This window comes from Pseudomonas sp. GW822-FHT02G04 (assembly GCF_058802085.1).
The window spans coordinates 454146-478407 of sequence record NZ_JBXANU010000002.1 but is presented as its reverse complement, the minus strand read 5'-3'; the positions used below and the strand labels follow the sequence as shown (position 1 = coordinate 478407).

Here is a 24262-nt window from a genome sequence, read left to right as displayed (position 1 = left end):
TCACTCCCTTGATGGGTATGAACGTTAGAGTCGTTCACACCCGGTTTGACTCCCTATAAACGCGCCGCTGGTCAGCTACCCGCCACCGGACACGGCCCTCCAGCGCCCGCCCAGAGCTTGAACTGGGTGACGAAGATATCGTGGGGCACCGGCACCGGCGCCCGTCCCTCACCCGGATGCCAGCCCCAGAGCACCAGTTTGTCCTCGCTGACATGTTTGATCAGTGCCGCAAAATCACGATCGCCATTACTGGAACGGTCCTTGATCATCGCGCACAACCTGTCGGGCGGCAGACCGATCCAGGCCATTTTGTGCGCGGCCGGCGGCAGGCTCCAATGCGGCGCTCCGGGCGGTGCGTGAGGCCCATAACTGGCGGGCGGATTGCTTTCGGCATGGCAACTGGCACACGGCAGACCGGCTGCCCCTTTGCCATCCATCCCACGAACCACCCTCATCGCGTGAGGATTGCCGGCATCGAACTGTAAAGGCGAATCGCCGGGGATATGGCAGTTCTGACAACGGGGGCTCTGGAACACCTTCTGCACCGTTTCGAACGCCTTCACCGCAGCTTTATCGTCAGCGAACAGGTCCGAGGCATAGCCAGTCAGCCCGATCAGCACCACCGCGCCCAGCACCAGATGTCGTTTCATGTCACACCCCCGACAGTTGCAGCGGCAGTTCCCGCAGGCGCTGCCCGGTCAGGGCAAACACCGCGTTCGCCACGGCCGGCGCCACGGGCGGAACACCGGTCTCGCCGATGCCACCGGGTTTGTCACTGCTGGGGACGATGTGCACCTCGACCACGGGCATTTCGTTCAGGCGCAGCACCTGATAGTCGTGAAAATTGGACTGCTGCACCTGACCGTTCTTGAACGTCAGTTTGCTGTGCAAGGTAAATCCGAGGCCGAAGGTGATGCCTGACTCCATCTGCGCGGCGATGCTCTGCGGGTTGACCGCAATGCCGCAATCCACCGCACACACCACCCGGTGTACGCGAATCGCCAGATTGTCCTGGGATACCTCGGCCACATGGGCGACATAGCTGCCGAAAGACTCATGCACCGCCACGCCCAATGCGTGGCCGTCCGGCAACGGGGCTTTCCAGTCGGCTTTCTCCACCGCCAGATTCAGCACCCCCAGATGCCTTGGATGCGCCTTGAGCAAGGTTCGTCGGTATTCCACCGGGTCCTTGCCGGCCGCCTCTGCCAGTTCATCGATCAACGATTCCATGACGAATGCAGTGTGGGTATGCCCTACCGACCGCAACCACAGCACGCTGATGCCGGTTTGCGGTGAATGCAGGTCGACCAGGTGATTGGCCAGCCCCTCAAGATAAGGACTGTCGGCCACACCTTCGACGGAGGTTTTGTCGACGCCGTCCTTGACCATGGTCGCCTCGAACGACGTACCGGCCATGATCGACTGCCCGACCAGCACATGCTTCCAGGCGATCGGCATACCGTCGGCGTCCAGCCCGATGCGCGCCTGATGCAGGAACGCCGAGCGATAGTAACCGCCGCGAATGTCATCCTCTCGGGACCAGACGGTTTTCACCGGTTCGCCCGCCGCTTTGGCGACGTACACCGCCTCGCTGACAAAATCCGAGGTCGGGTTGGCCCGACGCCCAAAGCCGCCACCCAGGAATTGGGTGTGGATCTCGACCTGTTCGGGTTTGAGCCCGGTGATCTTCCCCGCGATCATCTGATCCAGGGTCTGGAACTGCGTGCCGGTCCAGATTTCGCATTTGTCCTTGGTGATTTTCACCGTGCAATTGAGCGGTTCCATCGGCGCGTGGGCCAGGTACGGCACGCTGTATTCGGCCTCGATAGTCTTCACCGCTCTACCCAACATCACCGTCGCGTCCCCGGCCTGGCTGACCGAGGTGCCGGGGGTGGCGGCGAGTTTACGGAAGCTTTCCAGCAGTTGCTGGCTGTCGAGGCCGGCGTTCGGCCCCGGCTCCCATTCGACCTTCAGCGCATCGCGCCCCAACTTCGCCGCCCAATAATGATCGGCAATCACCGCGACACCCGTGGGCACCTGCACCACTTTGTGCACGCCCGGCACCGCCAGCGCTTCGGCGCCTTCGAAGGATTTGACGCTGCCACCGAACACTGGCGGCCGAGCGACCACTGCGGTCATGAGCCCATCGAATTGTACGTCCATGCCGAACTTGGCCTGCCCGGTGATTTTCTCCGGGGTGTCGAGACGCTTGGTGGGTTTGCCGATGACCTTCCAGTCCTTGGCCTCCTTGAACTTGATCGAGGCCGGATCCGGCACCGGCAACTTGCCGGCGTCATCCGCCAATTCGCCGTAAGTAGCGCGCTTGTCGCCGGCAATCACCACGCCCGACTCGGTGCGGATCTGCGAAGGCGCCATGTCGAATCGCTTGGCCGCTGCCTCGATCAGCATCAGGCGCGCCGCCGCTCCGGCCTGGCGATAGCGATCGAACTCCATCCAGGTCGAGGTCGAACCGCCGGTGATCTGCATCCCGCCAAACGCCGGCAGGCCGTACTCGGCGGCCGAGGCTGGCGCGTGTTCGACGCGGATTTTCGCCCAGTCGGCGTCCAGTTCTTCGGCGATCAACATGGTCAGGCCGGTCCAGATGCCCTGGCCCATCTCCGAATGGCCGAGCAGCACGGTAACGCTGTTGTCGTTGCCTATGCGTAAAAAGGCATTGGGCGCGAAGACCTCTCCTTGATTCTCGGCACCTTGGGCAAAGCGATGGCCGCCAGGAATGACAAACGCCACCACCAGACCGCCACCCAACACCGCACTGCCCTTGAGAAAACCGCGACGCGAGACAGGGTTGATGCTGTTCATTATTCAGGCTCCCATCTACATGGCTTCAACATAGCTTCAACGTGGCCTCACCCGATCTCGGCGGCGCGTTTGACCGCGGCGCGGATTCTTGGGTAGGTGCCACAGCGGCAAATGTTGCCGGACAACGCCTGGTCGATGTCGCTGTCGGTAGGCTTGGGGATTTTCGCCAGCAACGCGGCCGCCGACATGATCTGCCCGGACTGGCAATAACCGCACTGGACCACGTCGAGCTCGGCCCAGGCCCGTTGCACCGGGTGCGAGCCATCGCTGGACAGGCCTTCGATGGTGAGAATTTTCTGCCCGTGGGCCACCGCCGTGGCGGGCGTGATGCAGGAGCGCAGCGGCGCGCCATCGACGTGTACGGTGCAGGCGCCACACTGGGCCATGCCGCAACCGAATTTGGTGCCCGTCAGGTGCGCGACATCGCGCAGAACCCAGAGCAATGGCATGTCCGCGGGGACATCCAGTTCCTGGTCCTTGCCATTGATGTTCAGGGTCAGCATGGCGGATTTCCTCAGACTCACAGTGTTCTGAAGGGGCGTCTCTACCGCGACGCCATTATTTTTCTGTAGGAGCGAGGCTTGCCCGCGAAGGCGTCACTGCTGTCACACCGCGTTATCGTTCTTCGCGAGCAAGCTTCGCTCCTACAGGGTCGGCGGTTTACGCGTGCCTTGGGTCATCCCTACAGCTAAGCGCAATTTGATCCACAAGCCATGTTCATCGACCACCGGTCGCTCCCATCCCGTAGCAGCTGCTACGGACTTGTCGATCTACGGTCCGTCCAATCGCCTACAGGCTGGCTAATCTGATAATCCAGCGTGTTCAACCTGCCGAGGACAACCGCCATGCAACGCTTTCCAAAACTCACACCCTGCCTGTGGTTTGACGATCAGGCCGAAGCGGCGGCGAAGTTTTATTGCTCGATCTTCGATCATTCGAAAATCACCGCCATCACCCATTACGGCAAGGCCGGTCAGGAAATCCACGGCCGGCCGGAAGGCTCGGTGATGACGGTCAGTTTCGAGCTCGATGGCCAGACCTTCACCGGCCTCAATGGCGGGCCAGTGTTCACCTTCAACGAAGCGGTGTCGTTCCAGGTCAATTGCCAGAACCAGGAGGAAGTCGACCACTTCTGGGGCAACCTGTCCGCCGGTGGGCCTGTGCAGGCGCAGCAATGTGGCTGGCTCAAGGATAAATTCGGCGTGTCGTGGCAAATCGTGCCGGTGGCGCTGATGCACATGATGCAAGACCCCGACACGGCAAAATCCCAGCGTGCCATGCAAGCGATGTTGCAGATGAAAAAACTCGACATCGCCGAACTGGAACGAGCCTTTGCCGGCCAGAGCTAATACACTGAGGTACTGGCCCGCCAAGGACACCGAGATGAAGCACATCGTCGCCAAAGATGCAGACAAAGCCCCGCGCTTCTGGCGCGACGACGCCCTGCCCTTCATCGAAGCCCGCTCCATCGCCGACGGCCGCGAGGTCTGCTACGCCCGGCATTCCCACGAACACTTTTCCATCGGTGCAATCACCGCCGGACGCAGCACCTACATCCACGAGCAATCGGAGTTTCAGGTCAGCGCCGGCACCGTGGTGCTGATGAACCCCGGCGATGTGCATGCCTGCAATCCGATCGATGACCAGCCCTGGTCGTACCTGATGCTGTACGTCGAGACGCCGTGGCTGACTGACTTGCAGCATCAGCTCGGCTTCAGCCAGGACTCGGCGTTTCGCCGGTTTTCCATCACCCACAATCGCGATGTCGAGCTGTTCGCCGGCCTGAAGAACTTGTACGAGGTGTTGGTCGATCGGCAGCAGGATGTGCTGCACAAGCACAGCGCGGCGGTGGAGTTTTTCACCGAGGTGCAACAGCGGCTCAATCCTATAGATCAACCGCTGCGCGAGCCTAACTTCAAGCTGGAACGGGCCGCCGACTACATCCGCGATAACTGCACGCACCAGCTCAAGCTCGAAGACATTTGCGAAGCGGCGCAACTGTCGCCGTCCTACCTTATTCGCGCCTTCAAACAGCATTACGGCATGACGCCCCATGCATTTCTGGTCAACCGCCGCATCCAGTTCGCCCGGGATCGACTGCGCAATGGGCGATTAATTGCTGATGTTGCGTTAGAGGCGGGTTTTGCTGATCAGGCGCATTTTCAGCGGGCGTTCAAACAGCATCTGGCGGCGACGCCTGGGCAATATCGCGGGTAAGTTAATACATCGACAAGTTCCCCTATCAAAAACAGGTTAGTTAAAATCAACCCACGACCCTTGCCTGCAAAAGTCATATAAAGTCATATAAATAAAATGACAACGCGCCGAACTCTTATTTAAGCTCCCTTCCCACGTTACAACCCAACATCAGAAGATGGAGCTTCTTACTTGAACACGCCAGATAACTATGTATTTCATTCCAACAACCAACGCGAGAAACAATCAGTCATTGAAACCATTGCCAACTTCCTCAGCGATGAAGACGTCATGGCAACCGTTGGATGGTCGTGGGACCGTGTATCCGTTACCTGCGACCCGGATTCCGACTTCTCCCAACTACATCGTCCAGCTACTACCTGCCTGGCGAGGCTCATCCGGCAACCCGACTTCAAAAAAATCGGGGCCGAACAAGGCATCCCCCAAACAAACATCTTTCATGTCAACGAACACGGCCAACTCTTTTACACCTATGACAACATCAGTACCCGTGTACTCAACGGCGAGCTGGTCACCGTTGGTTTTTTCTCTGAGCGTAACGACATCGCCCATCACTTCACTGGCGTTGCCGATATCGATGAACAGCTGCGCCTCCTTTCAAGCAGTGCCAAGCTGACCGGCGGATGGGTGACGTCCACCGGAAAAATTACAATAAGTCAGTGGTTACGTTTTCATGGCTTGCCACTTCCGGCCAGCGTGGAAAGTGCGAAAGAGTTAATTGATTTACTGAATGTCACCACACTTCCAGCACCGTCGCCCTATGGGAACTACTGGCAGTTGCTGATTTCCCCCAAAGACTCACCGTTCGAACTCACGGAGAAAAATCGCACCCTCATTCGCGATGTGATCGAGGAAGAAACCGGAGGCGAACTTCCTTTGGTTTCGCTTTATGGCCATTCGCTGAAACTTGAAAGCTTTTCCGCCGATAAACTGCCCACCAGCCAAGGTTACCGTCTGACACGGCTGATCGATATTGCAGTGTCGAGCGCGAATAATGGGCATGCGTTCATGACGGCATTAGGCTGGTTCACTGATGAAAACGGCCCCAAGCCAACCGCACAGTTCATCGAACAACTGATGATTGCGGTGATGCTGCTTGACCTTGATCCGGAACTGGACAGCGCCAATACCTCGTTTGCAGGTTTTGACCTCTACTCGAAACGCTATTTGCTGCTTCCCCCCTCAGCGGTCCGCACGCAACTTGAACAGCATCTGGTCAGCCAACTCAAGCTCGACGCCATGATTGCCCCGCTCGTCGCGGAACTGGTCCTGGGAGGCATGGCGCCGGAATATCTTGCCGATGAACTGCCGTCAAACCTGCGTATTGGCACACCGGCCTGGGTCGTCTTCACGCAAGCCGTACACTTTGCCGAAGAGATCGTCCCCGGTGTTTCCCGGAGCATGGCCTACCAACACTTGCTGGGGTTCGCCCGCGCATCGCAGTTGACCCCTGAACTCAAAACAGTGTTTGCCACGCACTCGGCTGACCCGGTGATCACTTGGGCGCTGATGAACGATCTGATCACCCGGGATTCAGAGGGTAACCTCAATCAGCAAGCCGTTACGGTGGCGATGGATGAGTACAAGCAACATGCTGACATGATGACGAGCGCCTTGATTGATCTGGGCAAACCGCTGCCCCATCGCAAGGCGCTCGCACTTAAAGAACTCAAATCCCAGGTGCCGGATTGTGACCCTGAGGAACTGTTGGTCAAACATCGCGGAACGGGCGGTGGTGCAGGAAGGCGGGTATCGGTTGTCGATCTTTACCTGGGCGACGAGCTTCACACCCAGGATTGGGACCGAACCAAAGGGAACAGTATTTACGACGCATTCCCTGATCTGACTGACCTGTACCCCATTGCAGATTTATTTGAACAAGCGATCCACAATCATTACAACTCAATGACCGAAGCGTTGTCGGCCATTATCAATGTTACATTTTCGCAACTAAGCCTGACGGACAGGTCGTTCATTGAGGACGGCCACCTGGGTCTCTATTGTGTTCAGGAATACACCACCACCCGATTTACTAATATCCCCAACCCGACGGGTGCTGCAAGACCGGCAACGCCCACTCCCGGAAAGACCGGTCGTTATGGCGTTATCATTTGTGCAGTACTTGATTCAGAGCTTCGTTGTTATCAGCTATTTCCGATGAGGACGGAATGCGTATACAGCGAGGAGCTTAGCGAAGTGTTTCGCCCTCTCTTCATGGCCAACGGGTCCACAACCGGCGCAACATTTGTGGACCACAAACGACATTTGGAAGGCCAACTGGACATACAGGCTTATCAATCGAACACGGCCCCCCGCAGCTATGCAAAATCCGCTTTTTTCATCCGCAAAATCGGTGAATTCAACCCATCAGCAAGTGCAGACACCACCACGCCGAACCCCTACTTTCGTTCGACGCGAAAAGAAGCAATCAGCAACCTTATTGCAAAAGAGAACCCCTATTTCACTGAAGATGAACTGATGCAACTGGGCCTCGATCAGACCACACGTGAAAAAGCGATTGCAAAGACCGAAGCCATATACACGTTCATGCTGAACCTGATCATTCCGTTCAAGGAATGCGTCGAGGAGCTTTCCTCAGGGGTGCCTTCCCGACAAAAAAACGCCATTTTCGGCTGCGTCATGGATGCCGCGGCCCTCGCTGTTTCCGTTGCCGTCATCGGCATTAAAGTTGCCGCTATCAGCGCGAAGGCCACAACCCTGGTCTCGAAACTGCTTTCCACTTCCAAAGTGGTTGGCAGTACCGTCATCAGCCTCTTCACTCCCATCGACGATCCTACAAAATTACTCACCGGTGGCAGCAAGCTGCTGGCTCGAGGTGTAATGAAATTGAGCGGCCACGCCCGCTCCGCTTCTCACCTGGCCAGACAGCAATTGCGTTTTATGTCCGGTGCAAACGGCTACGACTTGATCAAGGCCATCAACCATACCGGCTCGGCTCCCCGGATCCGCATGTCACTGGACACGGTTGCCCATGGGCGTGCGCTGTTCAAGGACGACAGCATCGAAACCGTCGAACAGATTGTGACCCTTTTGGGGAACAAAGACAGTCGTTTGCCGAGTAACGTAACCAACATTGAACTAGAACATCTGTTCAACAATGCAGTCGTTGAATCGACAACAAAACTCAAGTCAGCACAAGATTTGGAGGCTTTGATTGGCCGAGCGGCCGTAGATGATCTGTTCAAGACCTACCTCAAAAATTTGCCACACGACTACATCTCCGCCCGACCAGGATCAGGAGCCGATAATTATGGCGAGGCGCTGAAAGTCCTGGCCCAGCTCGACACGAAAAATGTCACCTATGTAAAAAATTACCAGCAAAATGTGCTGAAACAAGATCTGGGCAAGGCGCCTTTTGGCCAAATCATGCCGGAATCGGCTTTCAATCCAAGCGGCTTTACAGATAATTCGCAAAGGGCGGGAGCCTGGATCGTGAACGGTTCAACCACTCCAACTAACGACCTCGACAACATCGTTGCGGTATTGCGTGAGTATGCCGGGAATAAAAAGTCGCTGACCGATCCGGCATTGATCAGAGAGCTGAACGTCCGGATTGCACCAGATGCCGCAGGCATCGAGCGCATCGGACTACATTTTGAAACGACATACCCTAGCAATATCAGTGGGTTCGCTGCGATGAAGGAACACCTGAAATTACTCAACACCAGCCATGAGCATTTCGATAAACATTTGCTCGCCACCGTCGTGGGCTTCCACGGTCTGGGCAACGGTAACGGCCGAACCGGTCGTGCGCTGTATGCCATCAGCCAGCTACGAAACAACCGGTTCACACCGCTGACAAAAAACGAGTTCAGCTTGCTACACGGCCTCGAATGAAATGATTGTCTGGGGGATGGTGCTAGGAAAACAGCAAATACGCTGCACTCCCCCCCAGCAATCCCGCCATCACCCGATTGAACAAACGCATGCTTGCAGGATTATTCAGATAACCCTGCAGGCATGTCCCGGCATACGCCCAACAGCCGACAGACACATAGCAAATCACCAGATACACCGCCGCAAACTGCCACACCAACCGTGCTTCGCCGTCGGCAACAAACGCGCCCATCCCCGCCACACAGGCCAGCCAAGCCTTGGGGTTGAGCCATTGCATCACCGCGCCGTACAGCATCGACGGTGCCCGGCGCGACTCTTTTGCATCGATGCGACCATCGTCCGCCGCCAGCTTCCAGGCCATGAACAACAGAAACGCTACACCCGCCAGTTGCACCACCTGCGTCAGCGCCGGCCATCGCTGCAACACCTCATGCAACCCCAGGCCCATCAGCACCAACAGCAACACAAACCCCAGAGTCGCCCCGGCCACATGCCGCTGACTGGCGCGAAAACCAAACTGCGCCCCCGAACTCAACGCCACAATGTTCACCGGTCCCGGTGTAATGGAAGCGACCAAGGCAAACGCCGCCATCGAAAGAATCAGACTCATTGCATACCTTCTTCAATTCAGTTGAACCAGGGCTCAAGGTAAAGAGCCAGGGAAATGCTGTATTGAAGAAAACAACCCTTGCCTGTCCCGCGATGCATGTCGCGCCCTGTAGGTTGCAAGACCGTCACGAGGCACCTTATGGCGGGCCTATACTTCAAGAGTCGGCACACTCGATGCGGGGCGCGTCGAGTGATCGTTCCCGCAGGCCACGGCCTGCCTTCATCGTAGGGAGGAGAAGATCATGGCGCGTAAATACATCGACTGCCGCGAGTTCCCAAGCGCTTCCAAATGCTCGGTCGCACTGTCCGCAGACTCTGAAAACGAACTGCTCGAGGCCGCTGCACAGCATGCAGTCAGTGTTCACAAGCACACCGATTCACCAGAACTGCGTGCTCAACTGAAAACAATGTTCCACGACGGCACCCCGCCCGTAGAAGCACCACGTCCGGCGTAGGAGCTGCCGAAGGCTGCGATCTTTTGATTTCACCCGTAAAAAGGGACAGATCACGACTTAAGGCAAATGCCGAACAATCGTGGGCTGTCCCGTGTTGTTCTCTGTACGGCTATTTGCATCCACCGCTGTATGGGCCAAATCACCAACCACCCGTGATAAAAATACCGCTCTCGTTCCTGGAGCCCCGTTCATGGACCTCGCCACCCTCTTCCTGTTTCTGCCGGCCTGCTTTGCCCTGAACATGGCCCCCGGCCCGAACAATCTGCTGTCAGTCAGCAATGCCACCCGTTATGGCTATCGTCGCGCCTGTGTGGCCGGCGTCGGGCGCTTGCTGGCGTTTGCCGGAATGATCGCTCTGGCCGCCGCCGGGTTGTCGGTGGTGCTGAAAACCTCGGAATGGCTGTTCTACGCGATCAAGATCATCGGTGCCGCTTACCTGTTGTACCTGGCATGGCAACTGTGGCGCGCCAATCCCGAGGCCGAGCAGCACATCACCGGCGCTCCGGTGGGGATCCTGGCCCTGGCGCGACAGGAGTTTCTGGTGGCGGCGGGTAATCCCAAGGCCATTTTGCTGTTCACCGCCTTCCTGCCGCAGTTCGTCGACCCGACACAGGCGGTGGCTCCGCAATTCGCGGTGCTCGGCGCGTTGTTCCTGCTGCTGGAATGGATCGCCATCAGCGCCTACGCCTACATGGGCCTGCACATGCGCCGCTGGTTCGCTGAACCACGGGGCAAACGGATGTTCAACCGTTGCTGCGCGGGATTGTTGTCGGCGGCGGCTTCGGTGCTGTTGATGGCGAAACGGGCGTGACCTTTACGCTTGGGACGGTCCTTTCAGTTCGACCTGGTTGCCGTCCGGATCGAAGCAATAGATAGACAGCCCGTTGCCCTCGGCGCCGAAACGCACGGCGGCTTTCTCGGGTTTCAGGCCGAAGGACTGCAAGTGACTGACCAGTGCTTCCTCGTCAAACGGTTCGATGCGCAGGCAGAAGTGGTCGACGTTGCGCCGTTCGCGACCAGCGGCAGCACCGCCCGTGCGGCCGATTTCACCCTGGATGTCGACGAGGTCGATCATCGAGGTGCCCGCACGCAAATGCACCAGGCCCAGATCGTCGCGGCGCTTGACCAGTTCGGCGCCGAGCACCTCGCCGTAAAACGCGATGCTGCGTTCGAGGTTCTCAACGCGCAGGACGATGTGATCGATGTGTTTAATCGTGAATGCTTGCATTGGGATGGATTCCTGAAAATAGCGTTTACAGCATTGCCGATGACCCGATGACTGTAGCTTAGGGCCACAAAAATTCTCTGTCGATTTTCCGGTGGAGACGCCAGGCGACGCGGCTTATGCTCAGCCCATGAACCTACAAAACGCTGTGCTTCCGCCCCACGCCGAGATGGTTCGCGCCATGCTCGAACGCGACACCGCCTACGAGGGGGTGTTCTTTACCGCGGTCAAAACCACCGGCATCTTCTGCCGCCCCAGTTGCACGGCGCGCAAACCGAAGCCGGAAAACGTCGAGTTCTTCGCTCATGCCGATGAGGCGATGTCGGCGGGCTATCGGGCCTGTCTGCGGTGCAAACCGCTGGACGCCGCGGCCATTGCGCCGGACTGGGTGCAGCAACTGCTGAAATCCGTCGACGCCGACCCCGACCTGCGCTGGACCGATGCCCAATTGCTCGCCGAAGGCATCGAGCCGCTGAAACTGCGGCGCTGGTTCAAGCAGCATTTCGGCATGACCTTTCACGCCTGGCTGCGCAGCCGACGGCTGGGCATCGCCCTCGGTGGCATCAAGCAAGGCGAATCCATCGACAACGCGGCGTTCGATTCCGGCTACGAATCCTTGAGCGGTTTTCGCGATGCGTTTCAAAAGTCATTCCACATCACCCCCGGTCGCGCCGCCCACAGCGAACCCCTGCTGTTCACCCGCTTGACCACGCCGCTGGGGCCGATGATCGCCATGGCCGAACGACGTGGACTGGTGCTATTGGAGTTTCTCGATCGACCGGCATTGACCAAGGAAATCGAAGAACTGCAGAACCGTTATGGCTACGCCGTGGCCCCCGGTCACAACGGGCATTTGCAGCAGATCGAAGAAGAACTGGCGCAATACTTCGCCGGCAAACGGAGCGAATTCAACGTGCCCCTGCACCTGCCCGGCAGCGCTTTCGCCAGGCAAGTGTGGAGCGAATTGATCAAGATCCCCTATGGCCAGACCAGCACCTATGGCGCGATTGCCGCGCAGTTGGGCAAGCCCGGCGCCAGTCGCGCCGTGGGCATGGCCAATGGGCAAAACCGTCTGGCGATTGTGTTGCCCTGTCATCGGGTGATTGGCGCAGACGGCTCGTTGACCGGCTATGGTGGAGGACAACCGCGTAAAGCGTTTCTGCTCCGGCTGGAAAGCGCCGCGGTGCAAATCACCCAACAACTGGCATTCTGATCACTCCACGGCTTTCCAATAAAATAAACAGTTTTCCAATAAAAAGTCATAAGGAAGGACATTCCATGGACACACTCGACACTCAATTCCACCAACTGCACCAGAGCGGGCTGCTGATTCTGACCAACGTCGCCGATGCCACCGGGGCGCGACTGGTGGAACAGTTGGGCAGCAAAGCCGTGGCCACCAGCAGCGCGGCGGTGGCGTGGGTTCATGGTTATCCGGATGGCAACACCTTGCCGCTGGAACGGCTGGTTTCCACGGTCGAATCCATCGCCCGGGTCATCAGTGTGCCGTTGAGCGTGGACATTGAGGCGGGTTATTCCGATGACCTGGGACGGGTTGCGCAAGTGGTCGACGCGGTGATCGCCGCCGGTGCCGTGGGGATCAATATCGAGGACGGCTCTGCCCCGCCCGACCTGCTGGCCCGCAAGATCGAAATCGCGCGCCAGGTTGCCAGTCGCCGGGATGTGAAGCTGTTCATCAATGCCCGCACCGACGTATACCTCAGGGGCCTGGTGCCGGCCGAAGATCGTGTCGCCGAGACGCTCAAACGCGCCGCGTTGTATCAGGCGGCCGGTGCCGACGGGCTGTTCGCCGCGGGCGTCACGGCGGCGTACGAGATCGACGCCCTGTGCCACGGCACGACGCTGCCGTTGAACGTGCTCGGCTTCCCGGGCCTGCCATCTCCTGAGGAACTGCAAACCCTTGGCGTGCGCCGTTTGAGCGCCGGCTCGGGCATCGCCGAATTCCTCTACGGCGCCATGGCCGGTCTGGCCAAAAGCTTTCTGCAAACCGGCACGCTCGACAGCAGTAACCTCAAGGCCTTCACCTATGGCCAAGTGAACGCCCTGCTGGCCCCGACCGGGAAAGTTTGACCGCAAGCAATGGAGTGCGGCGCTGCGGGGGGACGACTAGTCTTGCCGCAGCCACCCGCCCCTCAGGATGTTCCATGCCCGACACCTATCAACTGGCCAGCGAATTCCTCTCGGCCCTCGATGCCGACTGGCAGCGCCACATCAGCGCCATCGGCCCCTGCCTGCATCAGCCCCATGCGGCTCGCGATCCTTATGAATCGCTGGTGCGGGCGATTGCCTATCAGCAACTGCATGCAAAGGCCGGTGATGCGATTGTCGGTCGGCTGCTGGCGTTGTTTCCTGCGAGCACCTTCCCCAGACCCGAGCAGATCCTGGCGACCGACTTCGAACAGATGCGCAGTTGCGGCTTTTCCGCCAGCAAGATCGCAACCATTCAGGGCATCGCTCAGGCGGCTCTGGACGGCGTGGTGCCGGACTACGCCACGGCGCTGGCGATGGACGATGAAGCGTTGATCGAGCGCTTGATTACCTTGCGCGGAGTGGGCCGCTGGACCGTGGAAATGCTGCTGATGTACAGCCTGGAGCGGCCAGACGTTTTGCCAGCCGATGACTTTGGAGTGCGTGAGGGTTATCGCCGGCTCAAGGGGCTGGAACAACAGCCGAGCCGCAAGCAGATGATTGATATCGGGCTGGCGTGGAGCCCTTATCGGACGGTGGCGGCGTGGTACTTGTGGCGGGTGCCTAACCGGTAGACCGTGTAATCGTTCATCGCGGGCAAGCCCGACATCTAACGTTCAGAGCAACAGCCGCGAAAAATCGCAACACTGCAACGCCAGTTTTGCGACATCCTGATTCAGACCGAATTGACGATCAGTGCGGTGCAGCGCGGCGTAGCGAATCCGCGGCAGGCCCGGCGTCGTCACCAGTGCGCGCAATGCGCCTCGTTCGATCAAGTGCGACAGGCATGCCTTGGGCAAATAACTCACACCGACCCCGGACAAGGTCAATCCGACCTGCACCAGCAAGTTATGGCTGGTGATGGTTTTAGGCATCTGCACATTGTGGGAGGCCATCCAGCGCTCGTAGATCAAGCCTGTCCCGGACTGGGAGCCCTGGGTCAATACCGTGCAGCCGGCCAAGCGCTCGATACTCACCGGATCCGGGTCGGTAATCAGGCCCGGGGCGCACATCCAGGCGTTTTCAACGGTCTTCAACGGGGTGCTGACGAACCGCGTATCGTTGTAGACATCCGGGACGATGACCAGATCGAGCTGATCATTTTCCAGCTTGCGAAACAGTTCACTGCTCAGTTCCACCGAAGGCTCGATCTGCACCTTGGGGTAAGCCTGCCGTAACGACTCGACCAACGCCGGCAACCAGGTCAGCGCCGTCAGTTCGGTGACCCCGAGGCGAAACCTGCGCACCAATACTTCACGGGCGCTGACCCGCTCCAGCAAGTAGTCACGGCGCTCCAGCAAATCCTTGGCGTAATCCAGCAGTTCGCCGCCCTTCTCGGTCAGCCGTGCGTTGCGCTTGCTGCGGTCGAAAATCTCCACATCGAAGGTTTCTTCAAGCTCCTGAATACGCTTGGAAATCGCCGACTGAGACATGTTCAGCTTGTTCGCTGCCGCTTCAAAGCTGCCCAACTCGGCAATCCAGAACAACGCGTCTATCTGCTTGAAGGTGATCATTGCAAACACCAGATGAAAAAAAGCGATAATACCGCATAATAAAATATCGCTAAAACTGTTTGTTCATCGCTCCTAAGATCGAGCCACAGCCCTGATCGGCTGCTACTTCATTCTTCAGGAGATCAGCCATGTCCTTGCCCGGTTCACGCATTCTTCCCAACCCACCGCTGGCCGCTGCCGAAGTGCTCGAAGCGTTCGCCCATGTGGTCACGCCGCACATCAGCGACAACCTTGGCCGGCACATCGGTGCTCGCGGCCTGACCCGCTACAACCGCAGCGGCAAATTGGTCGGCACCGCCCTGACCGTCAAAACCCGTCCAGGCGACAACCTGCTGATCTACAAGGCCATGAGCATGCTGCAACCCGGCCATGTGTTGGTGGTGGACGCCCTGGGTGATACCAACAACGCGGTGATCGGCGAACTGGTCAAGCTCTACGCCCAGCAGCGTGGCTGCGTCGGTTTCGTGATTGACGGCGCGATTCGCGATGTCGCCAGTTTCGACGACACACCCTGCTACGCCCGCAGCGTCGTGCACTGCGGCCCTTACAAGAGCGGTCCGGGCGAGATCAACGTGCCGGTGTCGATCGGCGGCATGCTGGTTCAACCGGGCGATTTGCTGGTCGGCGACGAAGACGGACTGGTGGCGTTTTCCCAGGCCGATGCGGCCGAAGTGCTGCGTCGCGCCGCACAACATGCGGCCCACGAAGAAGAAGTCAAAGCCGAAATCGCCACCGGCGCCCTGCGTCAGAGCTGGATGGACAAGGTCTTGCAACAGGCCGGCCTGGCCGATTAAGGGGGAACACAATGAGCACTGCATTTTTGTCTGATCGGGTGCTGGGCATTCAGCCTTCGCCGAGCATCGCCGCCAACGCACTGGTGACCGAGTTGCGCGCCCAGGGTCTGGACATCGTCAACTTCACCATGGGCGAACCGGATTTCGACACCCCGGCACATATCCTCGACGCCGCCAGCACCGCGATGCACAGCGGTGACACGCACTACACGGCCACCCACGGCACACTCGCCTTGCGCAAAGCGATCTGCCTCAAGCTTGAACGCGATAACGGCCTGCATTACGGGCTCGACGAAGTGGTTACCGGCTGCGGCGGCAAGCACATCATTTACCACGCCCTGGCCGCAACACTGAACCTGGGCGATGAAGTGATTGTGCACACGCCGTACTGGGTGTCTTACCCGGATATCGCCCGGTTGAACGACGCCACGCCGGTGATCATTCCCGGTGATGAGTCCAACGGTTTCAAGCTCTCGCCAACGGCGCTGGAAAAGGCAATCACCCCGCGCAGTAAATGGGTGATCCTCAACACGCCGAACAATCCGAGTGGTGCGGTCTACAGCGAAACCGAGCTGTTGGCACTGGCAGACGTCCTACGTCGGCATCCTCACGTATTGATCATGGCCGACGAAATCTACGAGCAGTTCGTCTATGGCGATGCCCGGCACGTGCCGCTGACCAGACACGCCCCAGACCTCAAAGCGCGCACGCTGATCGTCAACGGCGCATCCAAGGGTTACGCCATGACCGGTTGGCGTCTTGGGTTTGGCGCAGGTCCCGCTTGGTTGATCGGGGCCATCGGCAAACTGCTGTCACAAACCACCACATGCCCGAGTTCGGTCAGCCAGGCGGCTGCGGTCGCGGCGTTTGCCGGGGATCAGGCACCGATTGCTGGCATGCGCGAGGTTTACCAACAACGCCGTGACCGCATGCTCGAACTGTTGCAACCGATCAACGGCCTGAGCTTCACCCCTCCGGACGGGGCGTTCTATGTGTTCGCCAACGTCAGCGGGCTGATGGGCAAAACCACCACCAGTGGCGAGCGCATCGACAGCGATACGCAACTGGTCGCCTACCTGCTCAAGGAGCACGGCCTGGCCACGGTCAGCGGCGCGGCATACGGCATGTCGCCGTATATCCGTCTGTCGTTCGCCAGTTCGCTGGACGTGATCGAAGAAGGTTGCCGTCGTCTCAAAGAAGCGTGCCAACGCTTGCGCTGACGGCTGATCGCAACACCCGACAGCCATCGGACGGCTGCTCATTGACTGCCTAGAACAACACTCATAATCATGTCATCAAATGAGGCATCCCCCATGCACAAGCCCCGTATCGCGCTGGTCTGGCAAATCATGATCGGCCTGCTCGCCGGCATTGCCATCGGCGCCCTGCTGCACAGCTTTCCCGAGTCTCGTCCATGGCTGGTGAACAACCTGCTGCAACCGGCCGGCGACATTTTCATCAAGCTGATGAAGATGATCGTCGTACCCATTGTGTTTTCCTGCATGGTGGTCGGCATTGCCGGTCATGGCGACGGCAAATCCCTGGGCCGCATCGGGGTCAAGTCGCTGACGTATTTCTTCAGCATCACCACCCTGGCAATCATCGTCGGACTGGTAATCGGCAACCTGCTCAAACCCGGTGCCGGCACTGATCTGGCGAGCCTCAAGGCGGCCGCCGTTACCCTGCCGACCAGCAGCGCAGCCGGAGGGCACAGCCTGGGGCAGATCATCGTCGGTATTATTCCGGACAACGTCATCAACGCGATGGCCCAGGGCAGTCTGCTGTCGGTGCTGTTCTTCGCCGTGATGTTCGGCCTCGGTGTTTCGAAGCTGAGCAACGAACGCAAGGAGCCGTTGATCGCGCTGCTGCGCGGTGTCTCGGAAGCGATGTTCAAGGTCACGTCGATGATCATGGCCTACTCACCGATCGGTGTGTTCGGGATGATTGCCGTGACCGTGGCCAACTTCGGTTTCAGCTCTTTGCTGCCACTGGCCAAGCTGATCATGGTCAGTTACGTGGCGATTGCGTTCTTCGTGCTGGTGGTGCTCAACCTGGTGGCGCGACTGTGCGGGATCAACCTGTTCGCGCTGATGCGCCACATCAAGGATGAACTGGTCCTGGCCTTCTCCAGCGCCAGCTCGGCGGCGGTGATGCCGCAACTGATGAAGAAACTCGAGACCTATGGCGTGCCGCCGTCGCTAGTCAGTTTCGTGGTACCGGTGGGTTACTCCTTCAACCTTGACGGCGCATCGCTGTTCCTCGGCATCGGCACCTTGTTCGTCGCCCAGTTGTACGGCATCGACCTGAGCCTGGGCGATCAGGCGTTGCTGGTGGTGACCATGGTCCTGACTTCCAAGGGCGCCGCGGGTGTACCGGGGTTCATGTTCGTGATTCTCTCGGCCACCCTGGCCAGTGCCGGATTACCGCTGGAAGGCATCGCGTTCATTGCCGGGGTTTACCGGTTGATGGAGATGCCGACCACCGCCCTGAATGTGCTTGGCAATGCGCTGGCACCACTGGTGATCGCCAAGTGGGAGGGTCGCGAGGCTCATTGCCTGAAGGTGCCGCAGGGGCAGTGCTCGTAACTGAGACCGCGTCATCGTTCTTCGCGAGCAAGCCTGCTCCCACATTTGGCTTGCCCGCGAAGGCGCCCGAACGGCCACCATAAATTCAAGTGCAGAAACGCTTACGGTCTAGTCTGTCTTGAGTCATCCTCCCCATCGGAGGCTCCCATGCAGCTCGAAGGCTCCTGCCATTGCGGCGCGGTGTCGTTCAGTCTGACCAGCGCCCACCCCTACCCTTATCAACGTTGCTACTGCTCGATCTGTCGCAAGACCCAGGGCGGTGGTGGTTATGCGATCAACCTCGGCGGCGATGCCCGGAGCCTCAAGGTGCGCGGTCGCAAGCACATCTCGATTTACCATGCGCGCCTCAAGGACAAAGGCGATAAGCGCGCCCGGCGCAGCACCGCCGAGCGGCATTTCTGTTCCCTGTGCGGTTCGGGGTTATGGCTGTTCAGCCCTGAATGGCCGGAGCTGATTCACCCGTTTGCCTCGGCCATCGACACCCCATTGCCGGTGCCGCCCGAGCACACGCATCTGATGCTCGGTTCCAAAGCGCCGTGGGTGAAAGTCGAGGCGCATCCACGCGACCAGCAATTCGAGGTTTACCCCTCAGAATCCATCGCCCAGTGGCATGTTCGCCTGGGTTTAAGCCGCTAAGTCCGTTCACAGTCTTTGACAGTTTCCCGACAAAGCTGTCGAAGATTGCTAGTCGGCACCCGCCTAGCATGGCCGCATCCAACTTCCCTTCGGGTGCTGCCATGTTCCGTTCGTTGTCTCTGTCGTTGGCTTCATGCTGCCTGCTCTTCCCCGCCGACTCATCGCACGCCGAAGAGTGGCGTTACAGCGGCAGCGACGAACGTGTAGTGGCGCCGCTGTTGGGGGCAAAGATCAGCAGCCCTTATGGATTTTTCCTCGATACCCATAAAGGTCCGGGCTGGGCGTTTGATGAAGACGATTTCGGTTTGAGCGTGTACGTCGGCGCCAGTGATGTGCGCAAGGATCGCAAGAGCGGATTCAAAGGCTCGGATGAGCTCGACGGCATGGGCCCGATCAAGTCGCACTCGCCACTGGGGCTGGATGGGACCTATCAGATGGGGCCGATCATCCTCGGCGCTACCTTCGAACATGCGAGTCGCGGAGCGGATTTTAACTGGTCATTGCCGGTCAATGATCCGTGGAGTTTTTCGACGGTGCTGGCAGCGCAGTGCCTGGCCAACGATGCGGCCGACAGCCCGACTGTGCAACGACGGATGCAGACGTCGTCAGTTGGACAGGTGGATTGGTGTCCCAAAAAAACCTAATCCAGGTGCGCCCAGGTCATGCGAAACGACGCCCCGCCCCACGGCGAATCCGCCACTTCCACTTGCCCGCCATGGGATTGAGACACCCGCCGCACCAGCGCCAGGCCCAGGCCGAAACCACCGGTACGACGGTCGCGGCTGGCATCGAGGCGCGAGAACGGTTCGAAGATTTTCTCCCGCCCGTCCAGCGGCACGCCCGGCCCATCATCGTTGACCTGCACTTCGTAACGATCACCGGTGCGCACCAACGACACTTCCACCCGCTGGTCGGCGTAGCGAATGGCATTGCGCAGCAAATTGATCACCGCCCGGGCCATGAAGCGCGGTTCGATACGAATTTCGTCAACCTGACATTCGACAATCAGCAATTGCACCCCAGCGGCTTCGGCCTCCAGCGCCACGCTACCCACCACACTGTCGAGCCAATGGCTGGCCTGAATGTTCTCCCGCGAAATTACCGTAGCGCCACGCTCAAGGCTGGCGTACGTCAGCAACTCGGAAACCATTTCTTCCAGTTCGCCGAGGTCGGCGTACATGTCGGCAATCAACTCGCGGTTCTGGGTCGGATCCGGTTGTTGCTTGAGTTGATCGAGTTCGAACGACAACCGTGCAATCGGCGTGCGCAATTCGTGGGACACCGCGTTGGTCAGCTCGCGCTGATTGGCGATCAGCCCCTCGATGCGCGCGGCCATCAGGTTGAAGTGTTCGGCCAGGTCACGAATGTTCGAGCGCTTGGACAGCTGGATGCGCGCCGACAGGTCGTTGTCGCCAAAACGTTCGGCGGCCAGGCGCAGTGTCTCCAGATCGCGCCAGTGCGGGCGCACCCAGAAATACAACACGAAACCGATCATCACCGCGATCATCAGATAGGCCGCGGCAATGTAGAACGGCATCAGACTCGGCTCGGCCGGCAGCTTGATGCTGAGCAGCTGCGAACCGTCGTCAATGCGCGAGATGAACTGCGTGTACTTGTCGCGCATCACCAGCAGGCCCTGGGCCAACTCGGCTTGTTCCTGATCGGTCAGGGACAATTGATCGGTCTCGGCCAGGGCCAGGCCCAAGCCGTAGTGAGGGCGTAAGGCTTCCAGTTGTCGCTCCCGGGCCGGACTGTCCAGGCCGCGCAACTGCTCGACCAGCGACCAGGCCTGACCACGCACCGCCTCTTGGTTGTAGCTGCGCATCTGACCGTCGAGCAGCGCATCGAACGTGCGCTCGACGGTTTGCAGCCCCAGTACCAGGCCAACCGTCATCACCAGAAACAGTCCCAAAAATAACCGCAGCATTTACAGCTCCCACGCAAACGGATTGAACAGATAACCCTTGCCCCACACGGTCTTGATGCACACCGGTTCGCGCGGGTTGTCCTTGAGCTTGCCGCGCAATTTGCTGATGTACACGTCGACACTGCGGTTGAGGCCGTCGAAAGCGATACCGCGCATGCGGTTGAGAATGTCGTCGCGGGACAGCGTCTTGCCGGCAGCGCTGGCCAGCAACCACAGCAGTTCGAATTCCATGGTGGTGAGCTCAATGCCCTCGCCCGCCAGGCGCACTTCGCGGCAACTGCGATCGATAATCAGATGACCGAATTCCAGCGAGCTGCACACACTGCTGTCCGGCATCTGACGGCGTTGCAAAGCGCGCAAACGGGCGAGCAGCACGGGGGGCTTGATGGGTTTGATCACGTAGTCGTCGGCACCGGATTCCAGGCCGAGAATGTGATCGAGGTCGTCTTCCTTGGCGGTGAGGATAACGATGGGTGTGTCGGATATGCTGCGGATTTCGCGGCACACATGCAGGCCACTCTGACCCGGCAACATCAGGTCGAGTACGACGACTTTCGGTTTGAATTCAAGGAAAGCGGCTACCGCGAGGTCACCGCGGTGCACCTGTCGAACTTCAAAACCGTGTTGGGCCAGGAAATGCGCAATCAGCCCGGCGAGCTTCTCGTCGTCTTCCACCAGCAATACTTTGCCAAAACCCAGGCTCTCCATGATGACCGTCTGCCAACCCTTGAATGAAATGGCCGGCATTATGGCGCCAATCGATGAAGGGACGGTTATCGCAGACAGCAAAAACCGGCCGCGGGGGCCGGTTTTTGGCGATGTTTCATTCTTTTAAGAGTTTTTAACAATTATTGAAGATAAAACTTTGTCACGCCGCGACCGGCACACCACTGTGAAACCGGAACTCCACATCCGGCGACTCGATCAACGCCTGTTCGGCATCACGCACCTTGTCGATCACCTGGGCGATGTCCTTGGCGTCACCGTACTGATAAGCCAGTTTCAGATACCCCTGGAAATGCCGGGCCTCGCTTTTCAGCAGGCCGAAGTAGAACTTGCCCAGTTCCTCATCCAGATGCGGCACCAATGCCTCGAAACGCTCGCAACTGCGAGCTTCGATGAACGCGCCGACCACCAACGTATCCACCAGTTTCACCGGCTCGTGGCTGCGCACCACTTTGCGCAGCCCCGAGGCGTAACGCCCGGCGGACAGCTGACGCAGTTCGATCTTGCGTTTTTTCATCAGGCGCATGACCTGCTCGTGGTGCACCAGCTCTTCCCGGGCCAGACGCGACATCAGGTTGATCAGATCGACGTGGGAGTGGTACTTGGCAATCAGGCTCAACGCCGTGCTGGCCGCCTTGAATTCGCAGTTTTTGTGGTCGATCAGCAGCGTTTCCTGATCGGCCAGCGCGGCCTGGACCCAACCGTCGGGCGTGCGGCAGCCAAGGAACTCGTGAATTTCGGGAAGGATCATGGGGCTCACGGATAAAAGGTTCAAAACGAAGGGCGCCGATTATACCGGCCTGCCGACAGACCACCAGTCGCCACCGTTGATATGCATCAAGTCGCGAATGCCCGACCAGCAACTATAGTTGTCCAACGCAGTGTTTTTACCTTCCTGGAGAACCCGATCATGCAAGCCATTCGCAGCATCCTGGTGGTCATCGAACCCGAACACTCGGAAAGCCTGGCGCTCAAACGGGCCAAACTGATCGCTGGTGTGACCCAGGCTCATCTGCATCTGCTGGTCTGCGATAAAAAGCACGACCACAGCGCGATGCTCAGCGTGCTCAAGGCGGCCCTGCTGGAAGACGGTTACAACGTCACCACCGAGCAAGCCTGGAGCGAAAGCCTGCACGACACCATTATCGATGTGCAACAGGCTGAAGGTTGCGGGCTGGTGGTCAAGCAGCATTATCCCGACAGCCCACTGAAAAAGGCCCTGCTGACCCCGGCGGACTGGAAACTGCTGCGCTACTGCCCGACTCCGGTGCTGCTGGTGAAAACCGCCAAACCCTGGGCCGGTGGCGTGATCCTGGCGGCCATTGATGTCGGAAACATGGACGGCGAACACCGCACCTTGCACGCCAGCATCATCGATCATGGCTACGACATTTCCAGCCTGGCGAAGGCCCATTTGCATGTGATCAGCGCCCATCCGTCGCCGATGCTGTCGGCGGCCGACCCGACGTTGCAGCTCAAGGAAACCATCGAGGCCCGTTACCGCGAGCAGTGCAAGGCGTTCCAGGCCGAGTTCGACATCGACGACGACCACCTGCACATCGAGGAAGGCCCGGCGGATGTGTTGATTCCGTTCATGGCCCATAAACTGGGCGCCTCTGTGACGGTAATCGGCACGGTGGCGCGGACCGGGTTGTCCGGGGCGTTGATCGGTAATACAGCGGAAGTGGTGCTTGATGCGCTGGAGAGCGATGTGCTGGTGCTCAAGCCGGACGACATCATGGATCATCTGGAAGAGATCGTGACCCGGCATTGAGGCCACGAAGACTTGTGGCGAGGGAGCTTGCTCCCGTTGGGTTGCGAAGCGACCCCAAGTCGGTCGGCGCAGTGTGTCAGACAAAAATCATTGGCCGATTGACGACTGCTGCGCAGCCGAACGGGAGCAAGCTCCCTCGCCACAGGTTAAACAATCAGCCGCCAAAGGCGTCTTTTAGGAACCCCGGCGCAATGTAGCGCTGGTAATGCGCTTCCGAGAGCAGGAAAAACTCCCGATCAATGGCATCCCTCAGTTCCGGCAGGTTCCAGTCGCGAAACTCCGGCAGCAACACCATTCCGTAGGCTTCCAGATTATTGATGACCCGCGCGCCCCGGGCGATCAGCTGATAAGCCCAGCAATATTCCGACTGATGCGGCACAAAGCGAATCTTGCGCTGTTCCAGCTGCATTCTCAGCAGCGCGGGATCGAAAATTTCTACCTTGGCGGCCATCACCTGGGACAACAACTGCTCAAGACGCAACCACACCGCGCGTTTTTCTTCCTCGTTGTAACCGTTCCAGTGGATCACTTCGTGGTGGAAACGCTTGCAGCCACGGCACACCAAATCACCGTAAACAGTGGAGCAGAGGCCGACGCAGGGGGTCTTGATGGTCTGATTGGGCATAGGTAGACAAAACACGGGAAAGCAGAACAGGTCGGCATGTTAGCCCTTTGTCTAACATTCATCACCCCTCAAAGTTTTGGACCTAACTTACCTTTCAAATTTTTTTGCCGTAGAATCAGCCAGCCTTTTAAGGCGCCAATGTCCGTCAAGAAGCTGTTTTCAAAGCGTCACGAGCACAGTCGTTCCTTCAGAGCGGTGTTGGCGAAGGGTTTTTCCAGCGGGGAAAAGCCCAACGCCAACCCTCATCAGCTCCCCGTTCTGCAGGCGTAAAACTTTGAAAGCAGCTTCT

The 24262-nt window shown here is 58.8% G+C and carries 24 protein-coding genes; 14 read left to right on the top strand and 10 right to left on the bottom strand.

Going from position 1 to position 24262, the window contains the following annotated elements; translation table 11 throughout:
• Positions 1-71: 71 nt before the first annotated feature.
• The 3 genes from AC1RO5_RS04725 to AC1RO5_RS04715 are packed head-to-tail and all read right to left on the bottom strand — an operon-like array spanning position 72 to position 3323.
• A complete protein-coding gene (locus AC1RO5_RS04725) occupies positions 72-650 on the bottom strand; it encodes a hypothetical protein (RefSeq protein ID WP_493173179.1) in 579 nt (192 codons plus the stop codon).
• Position 651: 1 nt separating this feature from the next.
• Positions 652-2820, bottom strand: coding sequence for a xanthine dehydrogenase family protein molybdopterin-binding subunit (locus AC1RO5_RS04720; RefSeq protein WP_493173177.1), 2169 nt, complete (start codon positions 2818-2820; stop codon positions 652-654).
• A gap of 47 nt (positions 2821-2867) precedes the next feature.
• Positions 2868-3323 carry a (2Fe-2S)-binding protein gene (locus AC1RO5_RS04715; protein WP_019648947.1) on the bottom strand — a complete coding sequence of 152 codons (456 nt, stop codon included), beginning with the start codon at positions 3321-3323 and terminating at the stop codon, positions 2868-2870.
• 342 nt (positions 3324-3665) lie between these two features.
• Here AC1RO5_RS04715 and AC1RO5_RS04710 point away from each other — a divergent pair, with 342 nt between their 5' ends.
• The 3 genes from AC1RO5_RS04710 (at position 3666) to AC1RO5_RS04700 (ending at position 8895) form a co-directional block, all read left to right on the top strand.
• Positions 3666-4169, top strand: coding sequence for a VOC family protein (locus AC1RO5_RS04710; RefSeq protein ID WP_493173175.1), 504 nt, complete (start codon positions 3666-3668; stop codon positions 4167-4169).
• 34 nt (positions 4170-4203) lie between these two features.
• Positions 4204-5037 carry an AraC family transcriptional regulator gene (locus AC1RO5_RS04705; RefSeq protein WP_413696548.1) on the top strand — a complete coding sequence of 278 codons (834 nt, stop codon included), beginning with the start codon at positions 4204-4206 and terminating at the stop codon, positions 5035-5037.
• A 171-nt stretch (positions 5038-5208) separates the two neighbouring features.
• Positions 5209-8895 (top strand): hypothetical protein, encoded by a 3687-nt coding sequence (locus tag AC1RO5_RS04700; RefSeq protein ID WP_493173173.1) that lies wholly within the window; start codon positions 5209-5211, stop codon positions 8893-8895.
• A gap of 22 nt (positions 8896-8917) precedes the next feature.
• Here AC1RO5_RS04700 and AC1RO5_RS04695 read toward each other — a convergent pair whose 3' ends face one another.
• Positions 8918-9505 carry a LysE family translocator gene (locus AC1RO5_RS04695; protein ID WP_493173171.1) on the bottom strand — a complete coding sequence of 196 codons (588 nt, stop codon included), beginning with the start codon at positions 9503-9505 and terminating at the stop codon, positions 8918-8920.
• Between the two features lie 241 nt (positions 9506-9746).
• Here AC1RO5_RS04695 and AC1RO5_RS04690 point away from each other — a divergent pair, with 241 nt between their 5' ends.
• On the top strand, positions 9747-9959 hold the full coding sequence (locus tag AC1RO5_RS04690) for a DUF1059 domain-containing protein (RefSeq protein ID WP_007937743.1): 213 nt from the start codon (positions 9747-9749) through the stop codon (positions 9957-9959).
• Between the two features lie 190 nt (positions 9960-10149).
• A complete protein-coding gene (locus tag AC1RO5_RS04685; RefSeq protein WP_493173169.1) occupies positions 10150-10770 on the top strand; it encodes a LysE family translocator in 621 nt (206 codons plus the stop codon).
• A gap of 3 nt (positions 10771-10773) precedes the next feature.
• Here AC1RO5_RS04685 and AC1RO5_RS04680 read toward each other — a convergent pair whose 3' ends face one another.
• A complete protein-coding gene (locus AC1RO5_RS04680) occupies positions 10774-11187 on the bottom strand; it encodes a VOC family protein (RefSeq protein ID WP_019648941.1) in 414 nt (137 codons plus the stop codon).
• A 127-nt stretch (positions 11188-11314) separates the two neighbouring features.
• On the opposite strand from AC1RO5_RS04680, the gene AC1RO5_RS04675 reads away from it, so the two are divergent.
• The 3 genes from AC1RO5_RS04675 to AC1RO5_RS04665 all read left to right on the top strand — a co-directional run bounded on the left by AC1RO5_RS04675 (position 11315) and on the right by AC1RO5_RS04665 (position 13967).
• The gene (locus tag AC1RO5_RS04675) at positions 11315-12397 is read left to right on the top strand and encodes a bifunctional transcriptional activator/DNA repair enzyme AdaA (RefSeq protein WP_493173167.1); all 1083 of its coding nucleotides are present in this window, start codon (positions 11315-11317) and stop codon (positions 12395-12397) included.
• A 65-nt stretch (positions 12398-12462) separates the two neighbouring features.
• On the top strand, positions 12463-13275 hold the full coding sequence (locus AC1RO5_RS04670) for an isocitrate lyase/PEP mutase family protein (protein ID WP_493173165.1): 813 nt from the start codon (positions 12463-12465) through the stop codon (positions 13273-13275).
• 74 nt (positions 13276-13349) lie between these two features.
• Positions 13350-13967 (top strand): DNA-3-methyladenine glycosylase family protein, encoded by a 618-nt coding sequence (locus tag AC1RO5_RS04665; protein WP_493173163.1) that lies wholly within the window; start codon positions 13350-13352, stop codon positions 13965-13967.
• Positions 13968-14009: 42 nt separating this feature from the next.
• Here the strand turns inward: AC1RO5_RS04665 and AC1RO5_RS04660 are convergent, their stop codons facing one another.
• Positions 14010-14906: a LysR family transcriptional regulator gene (locus tag AC1RO5_RS04660; protein ID WP_493173161.1), complete on the bottom strand. Its 897-nt coding sequence runs from the start codon at positions 14904-14906 to the stop codon at positions 14010-14012.
• A 128-nt stretch (positions 14907-15034) separates the two neighbouring features.
• On the opposite strand from AC1RO5_RS04660, the gene AC1RO5_RS04655 reads away from it, so the two are divergent.
• From AC1RO5_RS04655 to AC1RO5_RS04635, 5 genes are all read left to right on the top strand, one after another.
• On the top strand, positions 15035-15700 hold the full coding sequence (locus AC1RO5_RS04655; RefSeq protein ID WP_493173159.1) for an RraA family protein: 666 nt from the start codon (positions 15035-15037) through the stop codon (positions 15698-15700).
• An 11-nt stretch (positions 15701-15711) separates the two neighbouring features.
• A complete protein-coding gene (locus tag AC1RO5_RS04650) occupies positions 15712-16920 on the top strand; it encodes a pyridoxal phosphate-dependent aminotransferase (protein ID WP_493173157.1) in 1209 nt (402 codons plus the stop codon).
• A gap of 93 nt (positions 16921-17013) precedes the next feature.
• Positions 17014-18285, top strand: coding sequence for a cation:dicarboxylate symporter family transporter (locus AC1RO5_RS04645; protein WP_493173155.1), 1272 nt, complete (start codon positions 17014-17016; stop codon positions 18283-18285).
• A 147-nt stretch (positions 18286-18432) separates the two neighbouring features.
• Entirely contained in the window at positions 18433-18921 is a 489-nt protein-coding gene (locus tag AC1RO5_RS04640) for a GFA family protein (RefSeq protein ID WP_493173153.1), read from the top strand.
• A 101-nt stretch (positions 18922-19022) separates the two neighbouring features.
• Positions 19023-19565: a hypothetical protein gene (locus AC1RO5_RS04635; RefSeq protein ID WP_493173151.1), complete on the top strand. Its 543-nt coding sequence runs from the start codon at positions 19023-19025 to the stop codon at positions 19563-19565.
• Here the strand turns inward: AC1RO5_RS04635 and AC1RO5_RS04630 are convergent.
• The 3 genes from AC1RO5_RS04630 to AC1RO5_RS04620 all read right to left on the bottom strand — a co-directional run bounded on the left by AC1RO5_RS04630 (position 19562) and on the right by AC1RO5_RS04620 (position 22325).
• The gene (locus AC1RO5_RS04630; protein ID WP_493173149.1) at positions 19562-20848 is read right to left on the bottom strand and encodes an ATP-binding protein; all 1287 of its coding nucleotides are present in this window, start codon (positions 20846-20848) and stop codon (positions 19562-19564) included. The genes AC1RO5_RS04635 and AC1RO5_RS04630 overlap by 4 nt on opposite strands.
• Complete coding sequence (locus AC1RO5_RS04625) at positions 20849-21556, bottom strand: winged helix-turn-helix domain-containing protein (protein ID WP_493173228.1); 708 nt, start codon at positions 21554-21556, stop codon at positions 20849-20851.
• A gap of 160 nt (positions 21557-21716) precedes the next feature.
• Positions 21717-22325, bottom strand: a complete 609-nt coding sequence (locus tag AC1RO5_RS04620; protein ID WP_008010271.1) for a MiaE family protein — start codon at positions 22323-22325, stop codon at positions 21717-21719.
• Between the two features lie 159 nt (positions 22326-22484).
• Here AC1RO5_RS04620 and AC1RO5_RS04615 point away from each other — a divergent pair, with 159 nt between their 5' ends.
• Positions 22485-23348 carry a universal stress protein gene (locus AC1RO5_RS04615; protein ID WP_493173147.1) on the top strand — a complete coding sequence of 288 codons (864 nt, stop codon included), beginning with the start codon at positions 22485-22487 and terminating at the stop codon, positions 23346-23348.
• Positions 23349-23502: 154 nt separating this feature from the next.
• On the opposite strand, the gene AC1RO5_RS04610 is transcribed toward AC1RO5_RS04615, so the two are convergent.
• A complete protein-coding gene (locus AC1RO5_RS04610) occupies positions 23503-23973 on the bottom strand; it encodes a DUF1289 domain-containing protein (protein WP_007937731.1) in 471 nt (156 codons plus the stop codon).
• Between the last annotated feature and the right edge of the window lie 289 nt (positions 23974-24262).